The sequence below is a fragment of the Paracoccaceae bacterium genome (assembly GCA_033344815.1).
In the GTDB taxonomy this organism is placed as follows: domain Bacteria; phylum Pseudomonadota; class Alphaproteobacteria; order Rhodobacterales; family Rhodobacteraceae; genus Roseobacter.
Window position 1 is genome coordinate 4,076,952 of sequence record JAWPMR010000001.1, and the last position, 20,334, is coordinate 4,097,285.

Annotated in this window: 15 protein-coding genes and 1 pseudogene; 4 read left to right on the forward strand and 12 right to left on the reverse strand. The window is 55.0% G+C overall.

The window, feature by feature from the left end; all coding sequences use genetic code 11:
* Positions 1-5: 5 nt before the first annotated feature.
* From R8G34_18860 to R8G34_18890, 7 genes and pseudogenes are all read right to left on the reverse strand, one after another.
* Entirely contained in the window at positions 6-917 is a 912-nt protein-coding gene (locus R8G34_18860) for a LysR substrate-binding domain-containing protein (GenBank protein MDW3224915.1), read from the reverse strand.
* Positions 918-986: 69 nt separating this feature from the next.
* Positions 987-2,123 (reverse strand): SRPBCC family protein, encoded by a 1,137-nt coding sequence (locus R8G34_18865; GenBank protein MDW3224916.1) that lies wholly within the window; start codon positions 2,121-2,123, stop codon positions 987-989.
* A complete protein-coding gene (locus tag R8G34_18870) occupies positions 2,116-2,790 on the reverse strand; it encodes a DUF1028 domain-containing protein (protein MDW3224917.1) in 675 nt (224 codons plus the stop codon). Before R8G34_18870 ends, R8G34_18865 begins: the two co-directional genes overlap by 8 nt.
* Entirely contained in the window at positions 2,787-3,203 is a 417-nt protein-coding gene (locus tag R8G34_18875; GenBank protein MDW3224918.1) for a RidA family protein, read from the reverse strand. The genes R8G34_18870 and R8G34_18875 overlap by 4 nt, the downstream gene beginning before the upstream one ends.
* Before the next feature lie 13 nt (positions 3,204-3,216).
* On the reverse strand, positions 3,217-4,341 hold the full coding sequence (locus R8G34_18880) for a Rieske 2Fe-2S domain-containing protein (GenBank protein MDW3224919.1): 1,125 nt from the start codon (positions 4,339-4,341) through the stop codon (positions 3,217-3,219).
* Between the two features lie 508 nt (positions 4,342-4,849).
* Positions 4,850-5,111 (reverse strand): annotated as a pseudogene (locus R8G34_18885) (IS5/IS1182 family transposase).
* A gap of 293 nt (positions 5,112-5,404) precedes the next feature.
* A complete protein-coding gene (locus R8G34_18890) occupies positions 5,405-7,465 on the reverse strand; it encodes a hypothetical protein (GenBank protein MDW3224920.1) in 2,061 nt (686 codons plus the stop codon).
* Between the two features lie 295 nt (positions 7,466-7,760).
* Between R8G34_18890 and R8G34_18895 the strand changes: the two genes are divergently transcribed.
* The 3 genes from R8G34_18895 to R8G34_18905 are packed head-to-tail and all read left to right on the forward strand — an operon-like array spanning position 7,761 to position 10,105.
* Positions 7,761-8,459, forward strand: coding sequence for a hypothetical protein (locus R8G34_18895; GenBank protein ID MDW3224921.1), 699 nt, complete (start codon positions 7,761-7,763; stop codon positions 8,457-8,459).
* 49 nt (positions 8,460-8,508) lie between these two features.
* Positions 8,509-9,762, forward strand: a complete 1,254-nt coding sequence (locus R8G34_18900; GenBank protein ID MDW3224922.1) for a hypothetical protein — start codon at positions 8,509-8,511, stop codon at positions 9,760-9,762.
* A gap of 7 nt (positions 9,763-9,769) precedes the next feature.
* Complete coding sequence (locus tag R8G34_18905) at positions 9,770-10,105, forward strand: EamA family transporter (protein ID MDW3224923.1); 336 nt, start codon at positions 9,770-9,772, stop codon at positions 10,103-10,105.
* Positions 10,106-11,774: 1,669 nt separating this feature from the next.
* Here the strand turns inward: R8G34_18905 and R8G34_18910 are convergent.
* The 4 genes from R8G34_18910 to R8G34_18925 form a co-directional block, all read right to left on the reverse strand.
* Complete coding sequence (locus R8G34_18910; protein MDW3224924.1) at positions 11,775-13,367, reverse strand: amidohydrolase family protein; 1,593 nt, start codon at positions 13,365-13,367, stop codon at positions 11,775-11,777.
* Positions 13,368-13,389: 22 nt separating this feature from the next.
* Complete coding sequence (locus R8G34_18915) at positions 13,390-14,679, reverse strand: TRAP transporter large permease (protein MDW3224925.1); 1,290 nt, start codon at positions 14,677-14,679, stop codon at positions 13,390-13,392.
* A 3-nt stretch (positions 14,680-14,682) separates the two neighbouring features.
* Positions 14,683-15,207, reverse strand: a complete 525-nt coding sequence (locus R8G34_18920; GenBank protein MDW3224926.1) for a TRAP transporter small permease — start codon at positions 15,205-15,207, stop codon at positions 14,683-14,685.
* Between the two features lie 87 nt (positions 15,208-15,294).
* Positions 15,295-16,287: a TRAP transporter substrate-binding protein gene (locus tag R8G34_18925; GenBank protein ID MDW3224927.1), complete on the reverse strand. Its 993-nt coding sequence runs from the start codon at positions 16,285-16,287 to the stop codon at positions 15,295-15,297.
* Between the two features lie 115 nt (positions 16,288-16,402).
* Between R8G34_18925 and R8G34_18930 the strand changes: the two genes are divergently transcribed.
* Positions 16,403-17,311 (forward strand): LysR family transcriptional regulator, encoded by a 909-nt coding sequence (locus R8G34_18930; GenBank protein MDW3224928.1) that lies wholly within the window; start codon positions 16,403-16,405, stop codon positions 17,309-17,311.
* A gap of 611 nt (positions 17,312-17,922) precedes the next feature.
* Here the strand turns inward: R8G34_18930 and R8G34_18935 are convergent.
* On the reverse strand, positions 17,923-20,322 hold the full coding sequence (locus R8G34_18935) for an arylsulfatase (protein ID MDW3224929.1): 2,400 nt from the start codon (positions 20,320-20,322) through the stop codon (positions 17,923-17,925).
* Positions 20,323-20,334: the final 12 nt, after the last annotated feature.

Sequence of the window (20,334 nt, forward strand, 5' to 3'; positions counted from 1 at the left end):
AACTTTCAAAGCTCAATGGCACTGATCTGGCCAGCAACATGGTCAAAAAACGCCGCGACGATAGCCGACTTCTTGTCAGTCTGAAAGGTTGCAAGACCAAGGGTTACGGGTTTGACCTCTTCAAGCACGGGCAAGATTGCGAGCTCAAAACCATCTGGTGAGCGCTTGTTTTCGGTCCCAATATTGAGCAATGAATACCCAAATCCATTTGCAACCAAGGAACGTACCAGCGCGATGTCACCCGCGCGTTCCGCAATGTCGGGCCTCACATTGGCCATCTGAAAGGTGGACAGAAAGTAATCCCGGCTCAGCGGCAGGTCGAGGAGAACCATCGGTTCATTCTCCAGCGCTTTCAGCGACACAGCCGGGCAAACCGCCATTGGATGATCCATGGGCAGCATGACCTTTGGCGCTAGAGATGTCAGAGGCTGGAAGTGAATATCGGTGGGCAGCTGCATGTCATAAGTAATGGCAACATCAATCTCGGCGCGGCCAAGCATGCGAAATAATTCGACCTGATCTCCCATATGCAATGTTACCCGCGCGTCCGGGTAAGCCTGTTCAAATGATCGGCGCATGCGCGCACTTACAACGGGCGCGATGGTCGAAAGTGCGCCGATCGAAATGGAGCCACGCGGCAGATTATTGATTTCATTCGCCAGATCGTTCAACGCTACGGCATCTGCAAGGATGCGTTTTGCTTCGTTGTAAACACGTCTTCCGCCTGGCGTCAGACACAGTCCCTGCGCGTGGTGACGCACAAAAAGCTGTATGCCCAAATGCCCTTCAAGCTGGTTGATCGCGGTGGAAATGGACGGCGATGAGACGTTCAGTTGTTGCGAAGCCATGGCAATGGTGCCTTCATCGCCAACGGCGACGAGATACTCCAGCTGTCGAAAGGTGAAACGCAAAGCCATGGCAGCACAATGCCGGCCTGCGGCTAAAATTCAAGCGCGGTGCCGTAAATACTGCAGATCAAGTTGCGCTCAAGTCGCCACCGCGTCCTGACGCGCCAGCCACAAAAGAAAGTCATGCACGGTACCTTCAAAGTCTTCCCCCGCAAGCGGGCCACCCGTGGCATGGATTGATCCCAACGCCACTTGCATCGATTCCAGTTTTTCACGGTCTTCGCGATTCACCTCTTCCCAAAGTGCGATGCGCTGATCAATCGTGTCGCCATCCAGCGCATCGCCATAGACTGACATCGTCCAGCGCACGTCAATCGAGGTGGGCGTTAATGGGCGAATGCTCAGCGACACCAGTAAGGAGGCCGCAACACTGACAACCTGACACGGGAAAGCCGCAAACAGCGTGGAGCGTTGCTTGGCCTCCGGATCCAGCCCCGGCGCACCCTCGCCACGGGCGGGAATATTGTCGGGGTAATTGGCAAAATAGCTGGTGTAACCCGCACCTGACGGCCCTTTGCGGCTAAGTCCGGTTGGTGTATAGCCATGCAGGGTTTGCGGATGAACCACCGACAGATGGTAGCCTTCCATGAAATTCTCAACCAGAGTTTTCCAGTTGCACTGCCACACCTCGCTCGCGGCATGCACGATGCGATAGTCCTTGGGTTGATATGCGTCGATCAGATCGCCCAACCCGCTCAACTCCAAGTCGATATCGGGTGGAACGTCTGTAAGACTGACATAGACAAAGCCGAAACGCTCAGCGCAAGGGAACTGACCGAGTTTGCAGGTCTTGGGCTCAAAGCCTGCATTTTTCATGCGTGGAGCGCGCAGCAACTTGCCATCCGTGCCATAGGTCCAGGCGTGATACCGGCAAATAAACCTGTTGGCGTTTCCGCTGCCTTCGGCCAAAGGCATACCTCGGTGACGGCACACGTTTGACAGTGCTTTGATCTCGGTTTCATCCCGGACAATCAGCAAGGGTTCACCCAGCAAATTGAGGGTCAGGTAATCGCCGGCGTTCTCCAGTTCATCAGCGCGCCCGACACAATGCCAGCCTCGGCGTAGAAGTGTGGTGCATTCGTGTTGGAAAAGGGCAGGATCGGTATAAGATTGTCCTCGCAAGCCACGCGGAGCATCGTAAGGGGCCGCCGCGCATTCCGCCAGATGGTGCCGCAAAGAGCCTAGCGTTTTTGCCTCTTTGGACACGTCATTCATTCCCCGGCACCCCGTAAGAGGGTGCAGAGCGCGGATCGAGTGCGCGTTGCACGTAGGCATCCATTTGCGGCTTGTAGACCTGCCAAGCCGTTGCAATAGCCGTGATCGGGCAGCTGTCCGTCCAGTCACAGCGCAGATCGACTGTCGGCCAGGCGACAGTGTCACAGATTTGCATCCCTGCCGAATGAACCGGACCTGCCTCGCCGCCCGCCGCCGCCCCGCTTTGCAAGGCCGCAATCAGCCGATCACCGAGATGACCCTTGGCCTTTTCGAACCCATCAACAATGGCCTGCGGGACCGTCGGGTTGGCCAGAAGATTGCCCGCAGCGATGACGTCGCATCCGGCGGCATCTGTCCAAACTCCCAATGAATTCGGGCCCGAATGGATGGCAGTTTGCCCCTGTTCATCGATTGCTAAAACCTGTCGGTAGTCGATGAATGCGCCCTCGTCGCGGACGCGGGCAATCGCGTCCATGGCATTCATGCCGTCCTGCATCAGATCAAGCGCGAGGGGGCCAAGACGGGGATCGGTAATATTTTGACTGGCCACAGCACCCACGCCTGCGCGCGTGTAGACGCAGCGTGCTGCAACCGCAGGAGAGGACGAGGATATGGCAATCCCGAACATGCCCGTGTCAGCGCAGCGTGCGACAACAGAAAACGTCATTCCGGGATCACGGCTGTGCCGTCAATTTCGACGAGCCATTCTGGTCGGGCCAGTGCCTGAACCACCAAACCGGTCGAAACCGGATGCACGCCTTTGATGTATTCACCCATAGTGCGGTAGATCGCCTCCCGGTGCCGCACATCCGTGATATAGACAACGACCTTGACAAGATGGCTCATGTCACCACCAGCCTCTTCGATCAATTGTTTGATGTTTTGCATGACTTTGTGGGTCTGCTGAACGGGGTCATGGCTATCGATGTTCTTGGCATCCTCCAAGTTCTGCGGACATTGCCCGCGTAACCACACGATACGGCCGCCATTGGTCACAACAGCCTGGCAGAGATCATTGTCGAGCGCCTGCTCTGGATAGGTGTCTTTGGTGTTGAACTTACGTATGCGGGTATGCGCCATTGCTCTCGTCCTGTCAGCCGGTGCTTTGAACACAGGCATTGATGTATTGGGCAAAGTCATAATTGGGTCGCTCAAGATGTGACAAGTGCCCCGGTTTGGCTGTATGCGCGCACAAACCACGATATACTTTCTCTGTGCAGCCTTTGTCCTCGACATTGACGTTATCAAGCAGTGTCTTGAGTTGTTTGAAATTTTCCTGCGCATCCGGGTCATCGGCGTAGTCGTTGGACATGCCACCCCCGAACCCGATGCGCACCCGCCCTACGCCATCAGGATGCAGCGTGAGATACCAGAAGTATCCGGGTGTCAGAGTGATCAGCAGGCTGGGATAGATCGCGATCAAATAGGTTGTACGGCGGCGTTCACCTTTCATCCGGGTATTGCTGGGGTGCGCCATCGCGATTTTGAGCGATGTGTCCTTGAGGATCGTGTGGTAATTGAACGCGTCTTCACCGGGCGGGCAGATCATGTCATCAAGTTTGGACAGGCCGCCGATCGTGCCGGCATGGCAAACCGGCAGATGATAGCTTTCCATAAAATTCTCGGCCAGTACCTTCCAGTTTGTGTCCCAGACGTGGGTCTCGAAGAAGGTCTCCGTATATTCGGTCATGTTGTAGTCACTGACCATATCCCCAAGCTTCAAGAGCTGGTCGGACACATCCGGCGCATCCGGATTCAGCGTCACAAACACCCAGCCCTGCCATTCCTGACAGCGTATCTCTGGCAGTTTGTAGTCACTCTTGCAGAACCCCTCATTTTGGGTCATCGCAGGGGCGCCGCGGAGCGCGCCGTCCAGATTATAGGTCCAGGCATGATAGGGGCAGACGATACTGCGCACATTGCCGCGCCCTTCCAGAAGCGTCGACATCCTGTGGCGACAGACATTCGACATGGCTTTGAGCATACCTTTAGCATCCCGCAAAACGATGAGAGGCTGACCCGCAAGGTCGAGCGTAACATAGTCACCCGGGGCAGAAAGCGTCGAATCGCGACCAACGCAAAACCAGTCCTTGGAGAAAATCTTGTCCAGCTCAAGGTTCAGAAAGTCCTGCGATGTATATACAGACGGCGGCATTGCGCGCGCACGCTCAAAGGGCATGGAAACGTTTCTGCTCAGCTCGTCTGCCGCGTCTTTCATGGTTTTGCTCCTTAGTTGCCACAGGGCAAAGTCTGTTTTCGCAAGACAGGTGACAGTGGTGTTCTGGAACAGCCACCAACGCCTTGGAAACAGTGACCCTCACGCAGCAAAGCAAGTTTGGTATCAAAAGCCATCAGCGTAAAGGACACTCTTTAAAACAGGTGATTTGAGAGAGCCTAATCAGCTTTCATTGCAAAAGGTAATTGTCCTGCGCGCTTCTTGCGTTCGCCAAGAGAAATAAGCCTGTCTCTTCGCCAATTCCGAATGTTTTGGCGAATTCGCTCGCTCAAAAAGCCAAATTAATTGGATGCACCGACAATAGGTGAGTCTGGGCGCGCGCAGCGGCAATGAACGCCATGTGATTTTGACGAAAACGCAATGAACAGCGACTTCATCTGCGCACAAGCGCCTTTGCGGTCCGTCTTTGCGCGGTTGTTGCCGTTTGGGGATGATCCCGGCCACTTTGTTGTACTTTGCTCGAGGGGCGGTTTTAAGCAATTTGCCAAGAAGCGCGGTCCAGATGCGCTTGTTGGCACGGTTGTCTTTCGGACCTGATCCCGCCGCAATATCCCACCAAGAGCATCCGGATCTGACGTTCGGGATCGACCGACATGCGGCCCGCGTGGCTGCTGGAACCTGCCACGTGCGCCTGGAAGTTGCTCAAATCTCCAAAACCGAATTGCCGACCGCAGAAGATGATCCAGCGGAACACGGTCTTCCAGCAAGAGATCATAGATCAATGCCGTTGGCCCTGCCGGCCTCGGTCTCACAAAACTCCAATCCTCGCGCTTACTGCGGGAGCTCAATCAAAAATGTCCAACTGATCGAACCAGGCGCGTCAGTAAAATAGTCCATCCACATTCAGATATCGTCCGAGACCGACGTCGGCTTTTGGCCAGTAGGCCGCACGGATGGCGGTGAACAATTCCAGATAATCTCACCAGGGCAGTCTAAATGTTACAACCCATTCGGGTCAGACAGTCGTAATGGTCTCTGTTTCTATCTTGACCTTGGAAGGCAACTGAAAAGCCCGCCTCGAGTAGCCGGAGATTGGGTTTGAATGCTATTTGGTAAACAAGTCGTGGAACTCTGTCTTGTCAGCCAGTTTCGAAAAATCCTCATCAAATTTCATCCAAAGCCCCAGACGTCGCCGATGCTTGGCCGCCACTTTGAAGGCACGGTTCAGATGTGACATGGCCGCCGCCAGGTCGCCATTGATTGCGAAAGATCGAGCGATATTATATTGAACAAGGCAATCATCCGGTGCAATTGCCAGTGCCCACTCTGACCAGGTTGCCGCGCGGTCAATTTCACCAAGATCGCTGAGAACCGCCGCACCAAATGCCAGAGCGCCGGCATTGTCAGGGTGGCCTTCAAGCTCGTGTTCGACCGAACGAAGAGACGCTCTGAACTTGTCCTGTGCCTCATCTTCACGATCAAGCGCTTGCAATTCTTCGCCAAGTAATCCGGTCGCACGAAAGTCCTCTTGTCGCAGGTCGCTGGCGTGAGCGAAGTACTTTGCCGCGCCCGAACGATCGCCTTGCAGGCGAAGGTCTCGTGCCAGAAAGAAATGAGCTTCGAAAAGTTGCGAGTCGAGTGCAATCGATTTCCGCAAGGCGGCTTCAGCAGCTTGATAATCGCCCGCTGCATAATGGACCAGGCCAAGCGCGGCGTGCCCCAGGGCGAGGTTCGGATTAATCTCAAGGGCCCGAACAGCTGCGGATGCGCCGTCTTCAAGATGGGGCAATCCGGTCGGTTGCGCGTTGCTCAGGACCAGATGCGATCGACAAATGGATATTTGTGCATGGCCTCGCGCAAACTCAGGATCAATCTCCACTGCGCGCGCCAACAACGCTTCTGCCGCCTTTAGAGAGTGGATGTAAATACCACGCAAATAAAGAGATCGCGCTTTTAGAAAGAGTTCGTATGCATGGGGATTTGGTGATCCGACCGCCGTTTCAGGAAGGGGTGTCGGCGACAGCTCGAGTCTTAAAGCAGCGGCGACGTCGCGCGATATGTCATCATGTGCGGCGAAAACCCGCTCTGAGTGATGTTCGTATCGTTCCGCCCAAACGATCCGTCCACTGTTTGCTTCAACAAGTTGCGCGTTCACGCGCAGCAGATTGTCTGATCTTTGCAGACTTCCATTCAGAACATGGCTTGCATTGCGCGACAGGGCCGTTTTGGTGTCCACTGGAGCACCGCTGGGGAAACTGCTGCGCGGAAGTATTCCGAGGCCCGGCGTCTGAGCAAGTTCTGTCGCGATGTCATCGATCAAACCATCCGCATAGAATTTCTGAGTCGGATCAGCATCCAGAACGATCAAAGAGGAAACGGCTATCACTCTCTGGCTGGTTTGTGGTGCGGCGGGGATGTCTGCGGTATTGACGGTTGCGACACCCGTCTCCCTTGTGTGTTCTTCGAACGCCAGAGCGGGAGAAGTATCTGCCTCGGGAATCAAATCGGCGGCGTGGTCAAAGTTGTATCCGGCCTCCAATAGTCGACGGATACGCATGAGCTTTATTTCGTTATCTAGCATTGCCCGCGCTTCCGCGACGTCGCTATCAAACCGCGGCGAGTCCCGCCGAATGAGCAAATACCTTGAAGACTCTGGCCGCTCCGTGTCCAGATCAAACCACGAAATATAGCCGTCCAGACGCGTCAGGTTCCGAATGCCAGATGTCACGAAGGCAGCGCAATCGAGCGGGAAAGGCCATTGCTCTGACCTGGTCTGCCCGCTGAAAACGTTGTCAGTGAGGAAACAATCCTCCAGACGATCAAGCATGACACCTTCACGCGTTTCGATGGTCGTATGACCATGAACTGATTTCCCGGTCTGGATCAGGTCTGCCTTCTCTTGAATCAGATATGGCTGTCCGAACCGGTCAGCGCCGATGTAAAGCCCGACCCATGACCCTGTCAGGTTGTGTGGTTCGCCCGCGCCGTCCACCGGCTCAGCGTCATCAATGAGCCGATCCATGTCGACGTCAAGCTGTCTGGCCATTGCGGCAAGATAGGACTTGAGGACTGGCCCGCCTCGTTCGGCTCGATATACCGTTGGCGTCGAAACGCTGCCACAGGCCGCAGCAAAGGCTTCGGCAGACGGGAATATCTTTTTGCGCATGAATCTGAGATCTCGCCCTTTAACACGCGTCGAGTTTGTCAAATTATCTGACACCTGATCCCCTTTTGAAAATTACTGATCAATTACCAGAATTTTGCTCAGCAAAATAGATTTTTTCATTTCGCGCGCTGATCCCACCCTGAGCGAGACGCATCCAGTCTCCGGACATACAGTACGGTTATGCGCCGGGATTTGGCGTGACATTCGTGCGATTACCTCCTGCCGGTTTCGTCCGCATGGAGACAATTTCAAAATTTTTCATTGTGATTGCAGATATTTAAGAAAGGAATGCAGCATGTCCGTTTTAACACTCGATAGCCTTGTAGACATCGGCGAAAACCATGTAAGCTATCATGGGAACAAGTACTTTCGCAGAAACGCCGACCGCGTTGAACTGGGAAGCCACGGCCGCAAAAAGGACTCCGTCCTCAGTGTCAATTACATGTCTATCAGCGCCAAAATCGCGCGTCGTCATCTGGAAACGGTTCCGATCAACGTGGGTGATCCTATTGGCGTGAATTGGTCAGAGACCTCGCAGGATAGTCTGTCACATTGGGGCGGATTGAAATTCTTCGGCATGAATTCTGAAATCGCCACAAGCTTTGATCACCGAACAGCAGAAACCCAGCGCCTGAAGTTGATGTGCATCTGGATCAATGAGGATCCGCTCAAGAAGTGCCTGAATTATGATGCAAACACAGTGCGCGAGAATATGGCCGAGGAAGGAAAGGATGCACGCATAGTATCCTCCCTTCTGATTGTCGCAGACACCCATCTCGCAGAACACTTCGCGACCCATTCTTCCGACGCGCTCACAATGAAGGCAAAAGATGCCGATCTTGCAATCACGGCAGGAACCGGACGCGTTGGCAGCAAGACGATCCGACTCGCGGCGGGGACATGCTTTGCCTATGGGCTGCACAAGCCGAAGAAGTGGACCAAAGGTAAAGATCAAATTGAGCGCCTCGAGGATGATTGGTTTTCATTCGGATGAGGTCTGTGGGGTGGGCGACGCCCGCCCCCTTTTTATTTGGAGAGTATCGATGCAAATTCGTCCATCATTCTTCGCGCAGATCCTGGGGCTTCTGGCACTCGTTGCGCCAGCGCAGGCCCAAGTCTCATGCGCTTCAGGTGCCAGCCCTATGACCTGCAACAATCCAGAGTTCCGTGCGTGTACCATCGCCTCTGGTGGCGCGCAGCGCCAGTTCTGCATCCATGAACCCGCACTCCCTGCGACTGATGTCTCGGTGATTTTTGCGTTTCATGGCGGTGGCGGTGAGGCCAGTGCGGCTGTTGGCTGGATCGCCAAACATACCGAACAAGGGATGATCCTTGTCGCACCATCGGCGCAACAAAGCACGGTGAGTTATCCCGCGTCGGGAGGCGTTGGGTGCGCGACAGCATGGCGGCATCTCGGTGCAAATTTGAACGGCGCATTTAATGACATGTCGCAACTCGGCGATCCGCCGCAATGCGGGCCTGGTTTGAATGGCGATGACCTCGATCTCATGGTTGATCTCATCGATGCTTTGCGCGCCCAATTTGATATCGGGGGCTACTATGCGATGGGCTTTTCGAACGGGGCGGGTTTTGTGCACCAGCTCAAGATCACCCAACCCTTTGCAAGCCTGTTTTCCGGTTTCGCAATGATCAGCGCCGGGATCAATGCAGAGAAGGAAGCCATGGTCGCAATTGGCGCGGCGCCAATCCCAGGATCTCGCTATCGCATCAATGGCGGTAATGACCGCATTGCGCGACCAGTGATGCAAATGTTTGGCGCAGAAGAAAAGCCCAATCTGCCGACGGCCATGATCATTCAACTGGTTGACGCCTTATCGAGCACAGTGCCCTCCGGTGATCTGACTGGACCCTGTTATCATCCCGATGACTGGAACGCGTACCGTTTCATGCAATGCTTTCATGCTCAGCCGTTTCCGGGAATGAATATGCATGATTTACCGTCCAATTTAGAGGCAACCCGGGACTGGCTTGTCGCTTTCAATCGTGCTGAACGCCGTTCCACCGAAAGCACATACCCTGACCTTGGCCATGGGACCGGCGTTGATGGCGCGTTGACGGACGATACCATTGTTGTCAGACGCGATCATCGCGCAGATTCCATCGAGGGGAGCGCTCATGTCGCCGCGCTTACGATTGTAGGCGGTGGTCACGCGGTACCAGGTGCGCAGGGCAACTATGCACCCTGCGGGCTAACCCGGAGTTGCGACATTGATGCGCTGGAAGTGATACTTCAGTTCTGGCGGGCACATGCCGGCCTTCGAAATCTTTGGCCGTGAGGTTAAAATGTCAAACGTTCTGTTTGGAGTCAGTTTCACTTTTGCGACGGCGCTTATTGTCATTGTCGGCGACTATGCGTTGAAACTCGCCGCTGATGGCAGCAAAGGTATGAAATCATGGCAGATGGGATTTGGCGTATTGATGTATGCGTTCTCAGCACTCTTTTGGTTCTATGCCATCAAACATGTGACCTTGGCACAGGCAGGGGTCGCCTTCTCGATGATTACCCTTCTTGCGCTGTGTGTAATGGGCGCATTGGTTTTTGGCGAAACTCTTTCCGCAAGAGATTATTGCGGAATAGCCTGCGCCCTTTTGGCTATGGTCTTGATACTTAATGGATGAGCACCGATGCATGCGACCTGCACCACGAAAGGGCAGGTTGCGCTTTGGCATGGCGTAACGTGATTGCACCTCTACCTCTCCAGGCCTTGTTCCAGAGGTACTGCAATTAGCTCGATCTACAGGTAACGCCCTCTACCGCAAAGATAGTAGACCAAAATGGACTGTCGTTTCTAAAACCGGAGAATCCAGTAAATCCACAGCCGATCGCTTGTACCGGTGTGTGCTGCCGGAGTGACAGAACTAACACATCTGACCGGGAGGGAAGCGTTGGCTGTTTTGGATCTGTGGGGATTGCGGATAATCGATGGACAGAACCAATTGCTGCGATTGGACAGCCCGCGCAACGTCTTTGGGTTTCTGCAGGTGGTTTGGCCAAGGCGGATTTCTGCCTGCGGGTACAGACCAAATGTAGCGCAGGGTTCGTTGAGGTGCCCGTACGGATTGGTCCCGCGGCAGCCCTGGAAAGGGTCGGGTGTTTGTGTCCTATCCTGCAGCGGCCTTCCGAAACTGTGCACGGCCTGTCGGTGTTAAAACGTGCGGAAGGAATTTGGCGACGGCTAATTCTCCAGAGCTTTTCGGGTAAACCAGATGAAGAGGTGGAAGGTCGCGTTCGATTGTCGTGGCCTGCGAGTTTATTGCAACAGGTGCGGCGTGCGAGGCGTTGATCGTCGCGCTTGGTGCAAGCCTCGACTGCGCGTTACACCTTTGACGTTGTGCGCCAACGGGATCTTCTTCGCGGCAGGCTGATATTGCGTGTGCTGCTTCATCTCCGGACGCGGGGCGGGTCATCGCGCTAAAGGAACCCGGCACCGTTTGGCAGTGTTGAAGTGTGGCGCGCTCTTCCTCTCGCGTCGCGCAATCCGGCGCGTGCCCCGGAAACCGCGTCAAGTCGCGCATCGCCCGCACATACGTCGCATCGGTTATGAGCAGCAGTCCCTGGGTCCGTATACCTTCACGAAAGCGGGGGCGCCGATCAGGACCACATTGATCCGGCATTAAAACCTGCGGTCCTCAGATTGAAAGGGTCCCAAGCGTCCAACATGTCAGTCAGGTCGCAAATCACCGATCTCACGTTAGCAGAGGCCACACATCGAGCGCATCAATAGCGCAAATCGTCTTTGTCCGCATAGCTGACGTCCACCGACACTTTCATTGTTAATCGCTTTCTGCGCCGCATTACCACAAGGCCGATTTGAGACCAGCGTAGAGGCGTCAGACTCTCACTGCGCAGTTCAGCGCATTGTTAGTCATCACCGACCCAAAAAATGAGCTGCGCCGCAGTCAAGAAGCCGGATGTTCGCCTTTCGAGCGGACTGTGACGAACTTGCAAACCAAACCTGAACGCAGATTCTTGGCGGGCCACGAAGGCTCAAAACAGCGCTCTAAATGCAACGGGTGTTGGTCATTTTGCATTTGCCAAAAGTTTCGCCACATACCCGAAGCGAGCGCTCATTTGCATCCAACACCAAACGCAGTGTCATTCGATGGAACTGGCGGCAACACAATGTGCGTTGGACATCGCTGATGTAATTTTATCGCTCAGTAATGTCTGAACGCCATGTGCAGCAACCCAGATTACGGATGGAAAAAACCTTCTTCCTGCTTAACGGCCTTTGCCTTCGGAGCGATGCCTTCAGGTTCTTCTGGTTTGTGTGAGCCATTGAACTTGTCATTTTGACCGAAGTACTTTGCCACCATTGCCCTCGGTACGGACTCCGTCCAACATTGAGAAAACACCGTTGACCATCACATGTGCAATCCCCGTAGCAAAGCGGCGCGGTTCCTCGATGTTGCAATGGCTTTCAATTTGTTCAGCGTCAAAGACTGTAATGTCTGCCCAAGCGTTCTTTTTCAAGACACCACGATCGCTGACACCCAGACGGGACGCTGGAAGAGATGTCAGGCGACGCACGCCTTCTTGCAGCGAAATCACGTTATGGTCGCGGACGTAATGTTGCAGGAAGCGCGCGGCCCAGCCATAGCCGGAGAGTGATCCGATATGGTGCTTTAGACAGCCCTCCGGCGCCAGGGCCAGCGTGTCAGAGATGATTGCGCAATCCGGTTGCGAAATGGCCAGACGGATCTGATCCTCGGAAAAACTTTGGGACGTCCACATCAGATGGGCCATGTTCTCGCCTTCCTCAATCAGCAGATCGAACGCGGCGTCATAAGGATCAACACCGCGGCGGCGTCCGATCTCGGCAAACGTGAGGCCAACGAGGTCGGGATTCTGTTCCGATTGCATCAACACAATCTTGTCCCAGCCGTCGTCCAGAACAAGCCGCCACATGGGGCGACGATTGGCCTTTATCTTTGCGCGGGTGGTTTTGTCCTTCAAGCGCTTGATAACAGCCCCTACGCCGCCTTCTTGGGCCCATTGCGGCATAATCGCCATGATGCGCGTGTGCGACCAATCGTGCGGGATCACATCATAGGCGATGTCGCAACCGTGGGAATTGGCACTGTCCACCAACTCGATGGCATGCTCCATCGCCCAGTCCGGAGCGCCGTGTTTGGGTTGGATATGGCTGATCTGGAGTCGCGCACCGGCGGCCCGGGCACAGGAGATTGCCTCTCCGAAGCCGATGTCATAGTGGACGTCGCGATTGCGCACATGGGTCGCATAAAGAACGTCGTGCTTGGCGGCCACGCTAACCAATTCAGTGATCTGATCAGGCGAGGCCAGACTGCCGGGCCAGTATTCCAGCCCTGTTGAAAAGCCATAGGCGCCCTGATCAATGCTTTCTGCGACTAGGTCCTTCATCTGGTCAAGCTCATCGTCATCCGCCGCCCGCAGAGCATCGCCCAAAACGGCACGATGCACTGTCCCGTGCCCCACGAAGGCTGCAACGTTCACGCCCAATTGCATCCTGTCCAGATGGTCAAGGTAGTCCCCGAAGCTAGTCCAATCGACGTCGACCATGCCTTCGGTAAATCCGGGTGACATGATCTTGGCGTCCTCGAGTCGCCGCGCGGGTGCCGACGAAAACCCGCACTGGCCGATCACTTCGGTGGTAACACCCTGATGGACCTGGCTTTGGGCGCGCCCGTCTGCCATGAGGGTAAAATCGGAATGTGTGTGTAAATCGATGAAACCAGGCGCGACTGCCAGTCCCGCAAGCTCCAGCCGGTGGTCGACCACCGCGTCGCTCAGGTCGCCAATCTCGAAGATGCGACCGTCCCTGATTCCTATGTCGGCCTGCACCGGATCGGCGCCTGTACCATCGTAAACCGTTCCGCCTGAGAGAATTGTATCGCGCATAAGTGCCTCCGTTTGGTATGGGTCAGCGAGGTGGCCCGTAGACAAGGTTGGGCAGCCAAGTGACGAAGTCCGGGAAGAAAATCAGCGCCAGAAGGCCGATGCAGTAGGCAATAATGAAGGGTAAAACCGCAACGGAAACTGCCTCGATTGAAATGTTTGAGATACGCGCAGCCACATTCAAATTACCGCCCAGAGGTGGCGTCAAAAAGCCGATCTCGCATGTGATGACCGTAAAGACGCCGAACATCACGGGATCCACCCCAATTGAGGTCACCAGCGGCAGAAAAACAGCAGTGAACAGAATGATCTGCGCCAGACTTTCCATGAAAGTACCGATGATAATATAGAAAATGCCGATGAGAATGAGGACGGTAATTGGATTGGTCGTGATATTCGTTATCGCCGACTCTACCGCTGCGGGCACATCATAAAAGGCTGAAAGCTGCCCGAATGCGAGCGTGGGTGTCAGCAAGATCAGCAGACCGGTCATCAGCGCAGTGAACCGTAGCGCCTCGATGATCTTGCGAGAGTTCAACTCTCGGTGGATCACAAGACCGATGAACAGTGCGTAAAAGACAGCCACAGCGGCCGCCTCGGTTGGGGTGAATGCGCCTGAATAAATGCCACCCAATATCAAGACGGGTGCACCGATGGCCCATTTCCCATCCCAGGCCGCTTTACGAGCAGGGCCCCAGGAGAAAGCCGTTCCCGAGCCACCATAGCCCCGGCGTCGCGCGATGATGTATACCGTGATCATCAGCAGGGCGGTGATCAGGAATCCGGGTAGAAAGCCCGCCAGAAAAAGCCGAGGGATCGAGGTTTCCGACACCAGACCGTAAATGATCATCAGGTTCGAGGGCGGGATCAGGCTGCCCAAAGCTCCGGCCGCCGCAGCGATGGCCGCCGCAAAAGGCGTTTTGTAGCCGTCTTTTTCCATCGCCGGGATGGTGATTGAACCGATCGCTGCGGTCGTGGCCGGTCCGGAACCTGAGAGCGCGGCAAAGAGCATACAGGCAAATACGGTCACAAGGCCAAGGCTGCCGCGATAGGCTCCGACAAGTGATGTGGCCACACTGATCAATCGCGACCCCATGCCCCCGGTTTCCATCAGCCTTCCGGCCAGCACAAACAAGGGGATGGTCAGAAGCGGAAACGGTGTCAGCGAGGTATATCCCGTCTGCGCCATGAGCGTGTAGGGGATGTCGATCAGAAAGAGCGCCAGAAACGTCGTCAGGCCAACAGCGGCAAACAGGGGCGCCCCGATCAGGGTCAGACCAGTGAAGACAACAGCGAGAAGAGCCAGATCACTCACGGCTCAGATTTCCCCCAGATCGTCATGTTCGGCACGCATTCCAGGGATGCCAATTCGCCCTTTGACGACCCAATTCACATATACCTGAAGCAACCGTGCCAAGATCAGCGCATAGCCGATCACAAGGATCGATTGCGGGTAGAACTCGTCTATTCCCAGACTCGGCGTGCGGGAGGTGTAGCGCGCCAAAACCCCCAAATACTCCCATGAAACAAGTAACATCATCACGCAGTATGCTGCCGCGCAGGCGTCCGCGATCAACACGAATACGAAGGTAATCTTGCGTGGAAACAACATGATACCTGCCATGATGCGAATATGAAACCGCTCCCGCACGCAGAGTGAGGCTCCCATATAGACCGCCCAGACCATTCCAATCGCAGCGACTTCTTCGCTCCATTGCAGGGCCGTCGCAAAGACGTATCGCATGATGACCTGAAGAAAGACTGCCATGGCCACGATGCTGAGCGCCAAACAACATATGGCCTCCTCGAAATGCGCTTCGAGCAAGGCAAAGGTGCGTCGCATGGTGCGTCTCCGGTCCAAAATGGGGGCGTAGATCGGCATGGCGTATAAACTTGGGTACTACACGCCATGCCTGAGGGGCTTTAACTGCTATTCTGCAGCTGCGGTGATCCGCTCCAGCAAATCAACGAATTCGTCGCCACGTTCTTCGGCAAACTTCTGCTGCACGGTTTTGGCAGCGTCGATGAAATCGGTGCGATCAGGGCGCGTCATGGACATGCCACCTTCACTAGACAGCCAGCCCCGAACGTTCTCGATCCGGCTGATCATATGCTCTGTGTGGAATTTTCCTGCCTCGGTCGCAGCACGTTCGACAGCCACGCGCTGTTCATCGGTCAGGTTGCTCATGAAGCGGTCCGAGGCAAACATTGGTGCAAAGCCTGCAAAGTGATCGAGAACAGTCAGATACGGTGCAAATTCATAGAACTTCATTTCCTGAATAACGTTTGTTCCATTGTCGCCGCCGTCGATGGTTCCGGTTTGCAATGCAGTCGGTGTTTCCGACCAGGCCAGCGGCACAGGTTCTGCGCCGAATGCTTCGAATGTAGCCAGCATCACTTCGTTCTTCGGGACGCGAATTTTCAATCCGTCCATATCAGCCATTGTCTCGATCGGCCGCTCGGAGTTGAAAAAATCGCGGTAGCTCGGTCCCCCAAAGCTCAACAGGTGGACACCGGTATCGGCCTGAAGCTTTTGCTTGATAAAGTCGCCCACTGGGCCCTCAGCAACGGCGACCTGATGATCGGTGCTTTGGAATGTGTAAGGCAAAACAAAAACATCCATCAATGACCAGTGCGGCGAGACGTTGTTCTGGCTGACAAAGTAGCCGTCGACCGTGCCAAGCTGCATTGCTTTGAACGCATCGTCCTCTGAGGCGATTTGTCCGCAGCAACGCAGTTTCACTTCAACTGAACCATTGGTGTAGTCATCGACCAACTCTGCGAACTTCGTCGCGAAGACACCGTAGTCGCTTTCCAAGGGTGTTGACCAACCCAAATTCATGGTCGCGTCTTGCGCCCAGGCGTGTCCGCTGATCGCGGTCGCCAGGAAGGCGGCAAGTATTGCGCTATTGGATTTTTTCATCTGTTGTCTCCCTGTAATTTTTCTTGCTCAAGTTTAAAGCTTCCCCATTGATCTGCATAATGTAAACTTTGGTGTAGTTTGATGCTTTTTAGGCATCACTGGGGGAGTGCGCTCAATGCAGATGAAGACCGGCCTTCGCCGCTTGCGGTACTTTCACAAAGTTGCCGAAACGCTGAACTTTCGGCGCGCTGCCGCTGAACTCAATATTACCCAACCCGCCCTCAGCCGCGCAATTACAATTTTAGAACAAGACCTTGGCGTCAGTCTTCTCAATCGTTCCAACACAAAAGTGTCTCTCAGCCGCGCCGGACGGACTTTCGTTGTAGAATGCGACAGAGTTCTCAACACGCTTAATCATGCGGTCGAGGAAACCCGACGGGTTGCACGGGGTGAAATCGGATCTTTGGCAATCGGCTATACCGACACGGCCATTGTCGGCGTGATCCCCGATATTATCGAAACCTTTTGCCAGGCCGTGCCGGGTGTTACCATTTCATTGCGCCAGATGCCGACCTGCGCTCAGATTCAGATGTTGCGCGGTGGCCAGCTGGATGTCGGCCTTATGACAGGCCCCACTGACAAGGATATGTTCTCAACTGTGCCGGTGCAGCGTGACCGATTGGTTGCGCTGGTTCCCAAAGTCCACAAATTTGCCGGGCTGGGCAGTCTGCGATTGGTTGAACTCGCGCCGGAACCATTTGTTTTGGGGGATCCGAGTGACTGGGTCGTTTACAATCAAGCGCTGCTGCAAATCTGCGAGGACGCCGGGTTTGCGCCGCGTATTGTTCAGACGGCACCGGAGGTTCAGGCAATCATCGGGCTCGTCAGTTGCGGGCTTGGCGTGACTATCATGCCCGAGAGTCATGCGCTGTTCTTGAACACCCGAACCGTGGCCCTGGAAATCGAAGATACGATCCCGCCGATGCTGACCGAAGCTGTCTGGATTGAAGGTCGTGATCACCCTGCACTTGCGCGCTTTGCTGCACATTTGCGCGGTTATGACTTAGATGCCGCGCCGGTTTAAGAGGGTCGCTACGCAAAGTTCGTCCTTCTGTAACCGTCGCTGGATGTGTTCAGGGTGGATGACAGCCAATTTTGCGATCCTGTATGATCGCTTCCAGAAAACCAGGTCACGGTGATGCGACACCTTTATCGAATGGTGTAAGACGCAAGGGCCAATTTGTTGCGCCTGCATCTGGCCAGCCTTGTCTCGTGTGGTTGGGGTCTGTTTTGCATGTAGGTAACGTGTTGGAGTGCGCAGTTGGCTAATGCATTCCTGTGAGAGTTCATCGCCGCGAAGATGTCCGGAGGGCCTAAACCGTCACATGCCGCTTTTCGCATTGAATGTTGCAAAGCGCCGCAGACTGTCATTGGGCTGCCAAAAGGCAGCAGTTACCGCACGTTTTTTGGCATTGACGAATGCCGCAGCACAGCTTTGGCAAAGGCCGCCTTGCAAGACGGCGTCAAATCCGAAACTGGCGAATGATTGCTGCGCTGGCGTAAAGAGCGACTGCCACTCGGATCGTCACCAAGGCATCTTTGTGCGCGCGCTGCGCGGCGTCATAAAACGCCAGCTTGGTCCAACTCCTTCAGCCCTGGGGTAACGCTTCTCCTGTTACTTGTGTCACGATCCATCTAGTTTTCCAACGCAGCACCTTGTGACACTTGAACCGAATGAATTGTGCCGTCAAACGCGAAGGGGCGGGTTTCCTCATAAAACAAGGACACGGGCGAGCCCAAGTCGCGGCCAACGTCAAAGCTCTCTGTTGCGGTGAAGGCAGCCGGAACAGTTTCTGGCACCTGTCCCGTCGCTGCGACCTCGCCATCAACTGAAATAACGACATCCGCTGGAGCGCCGGGGCGCGCAATGGTCGTGTCAACAACGATTTCACGTCGTCCGGCGGCAATAGGCGCTGACTGAAGCTGTGTGTTCTGAATAATCAGCATATTGTATTCATAGGTCAAAACACCATCGTCGAGATAGACCGACAGTCCCCCACCAGAGCCGCCAACGGCATAGAGCACCCCATTCGCGGCATCGCCAAACTCCGCATCGATGGTTACGCGCGTTGACTGACGGCCAATACCCGGCGCTGCGAATTCTGGCATACGCTTGGTCTCGGGGCCGAAGGTCCAGTTGTCATAGGCGGTCGCGATGCGATCTTCGGGGTGGATACGCAGCCAGTTGCCTGCACCAATGGGAAAATCATTGTTGTCTTTCGCCAACTCCAGAAACCGCGCTTTCATCTCTTCCAGTTTGTCTGGCATAGTGGAGGCAAGGTCGTTTGCCTGACTGAAATCTTCTGCGATGTTGTAAAGTTCCCAAACATCCGCATCAGAATCCCAATCCTTGATTGTTGTTGCTGATGTGGCGGAGTCCCACGGGGTAAATGGGCCAAATGTGCCTGCGAACCATCCATCCAGATAAATCCCGCGACTGCCGTTGTTGTCAAAGAACTGTTCAACCTTTTGGGGTGTCGCATTTGCATCGTCAAAAGTGTAGGCAAAGCTCACGCCATCCATCTTCATCTGTGGATATCCGTTCACGGCTTCGGGCAATGGAATGTCCAAAATGTCGTAAATTGTAGGTGCGATATCGACCACGTGGTGAAATTGGTTGCGTTTTTCGGTGTCGTGGTCAATCCGCCCGGGCCAACTGATCACCATGGGGTTGCGCGTTCCTCCGAAATACGCGCCCATCAGTTTGGTGCCTTTGAAGGGAGTGCCCCCGGCCCACGCCCACCCCGCATGATACATATTGTCTGTGCGAGGACCACCTAGCACTTCGATGCCACCGATACGGTCAAGTGCATCCAATTGTTGTTCGATTGTGTTTGGAATGTTGTTTTGGGCCAAGAGTTCGCTTATCGACCCATGCTGCCCTTCTGCAGAAGAGCCATTGTCGCCAAAAATATAGAAAATCAACGTGTTGTCGCGCAAACCGCGTGTATCCAGCCCATCGATCAACCGTCCCACCTCGGTGTCCGTATGTTCGACGAACCCCGCAAAGATTTCCATCAACCGGGTTTGGAAGTCATGCTGGTCTTCGGGAATCTCATCCCACCCCTGCAAGGTTGCGTCGCGTTGGGTCAACTGCGTGCCTTCCGGGATTACGCCCATCTCCAACTGACGCTCAAAAGTGGCTTGCCTGTAAGCGTCCCATCCTTCATCAAACCGGCCGTCGTATTTATCGGCCCACTCTGGAAAAATGTGATGCGGCCCGTGTACGCCACCCGGCGCCCAATACATGAAGAAAGGCTGATCCGGATCAAAAGCCTGTTTGTCGTCCAGCCAGCCAAGCGCGTCGTCCACCAGATCGGTGGTCAGATGATAGGTGTCATCCCCAACAGGGGGTTCCACGGCATCTAGGTTGCGCGTCAATCTGGGCTCCCATTGCGATGTCTCACCGCCAAGAAAGCCGTAGAAGTATTCAAATCCGTAGCCAGTAGGCCAGCGATCTTTTGGGCCGATTGAAGTTGTCTCGATCGCAGGTGTGTTGTGCCATTTGCCGAAGGCAGCGGTGTGATACCCGTACTCTTTCAAAACCTCTGCGACAGTGGCCGCTTCTTTTGGGATGACGCCTGTATAGCCGTCAAAAGCCACGGCGCGTTCAGCGATGGTGCCGGAACCCACTCTCGTGTGGTTTCTACCGGTGAGAAGGGACGCCCGTGTGGGTGAGCAGATCGATGTGGTATGGAATTGCGTGAACGCGATCCCTTCTGCAGCAAGCGCGTCAAGCGTGGGTGTGCTGACGCCGCCTCCGAAGGTTGACGAAATCCCGAACCCGACATCATCCAGCAGAACGATCAGAATGTTCGGGGCGTCTTCGGGCAACCGTTGCATGGGATCGGGCCAGATCATTGTGCTGTCCTGCAAACGCCGTTCGGCCACACCGGCCATGGGTTCGGACGGGAAAGGCAAGATGGTGCCGTCTTCGGGTCGCTCGGAGGATTGCGCCAAGGCTGGACAAGCCAATTGGGTGCCGAAAAGCATAAGGGCTGAAACAAGGGTCAGGTTGCGTTTTGCTGAGGTCACGAAGACGTCTCC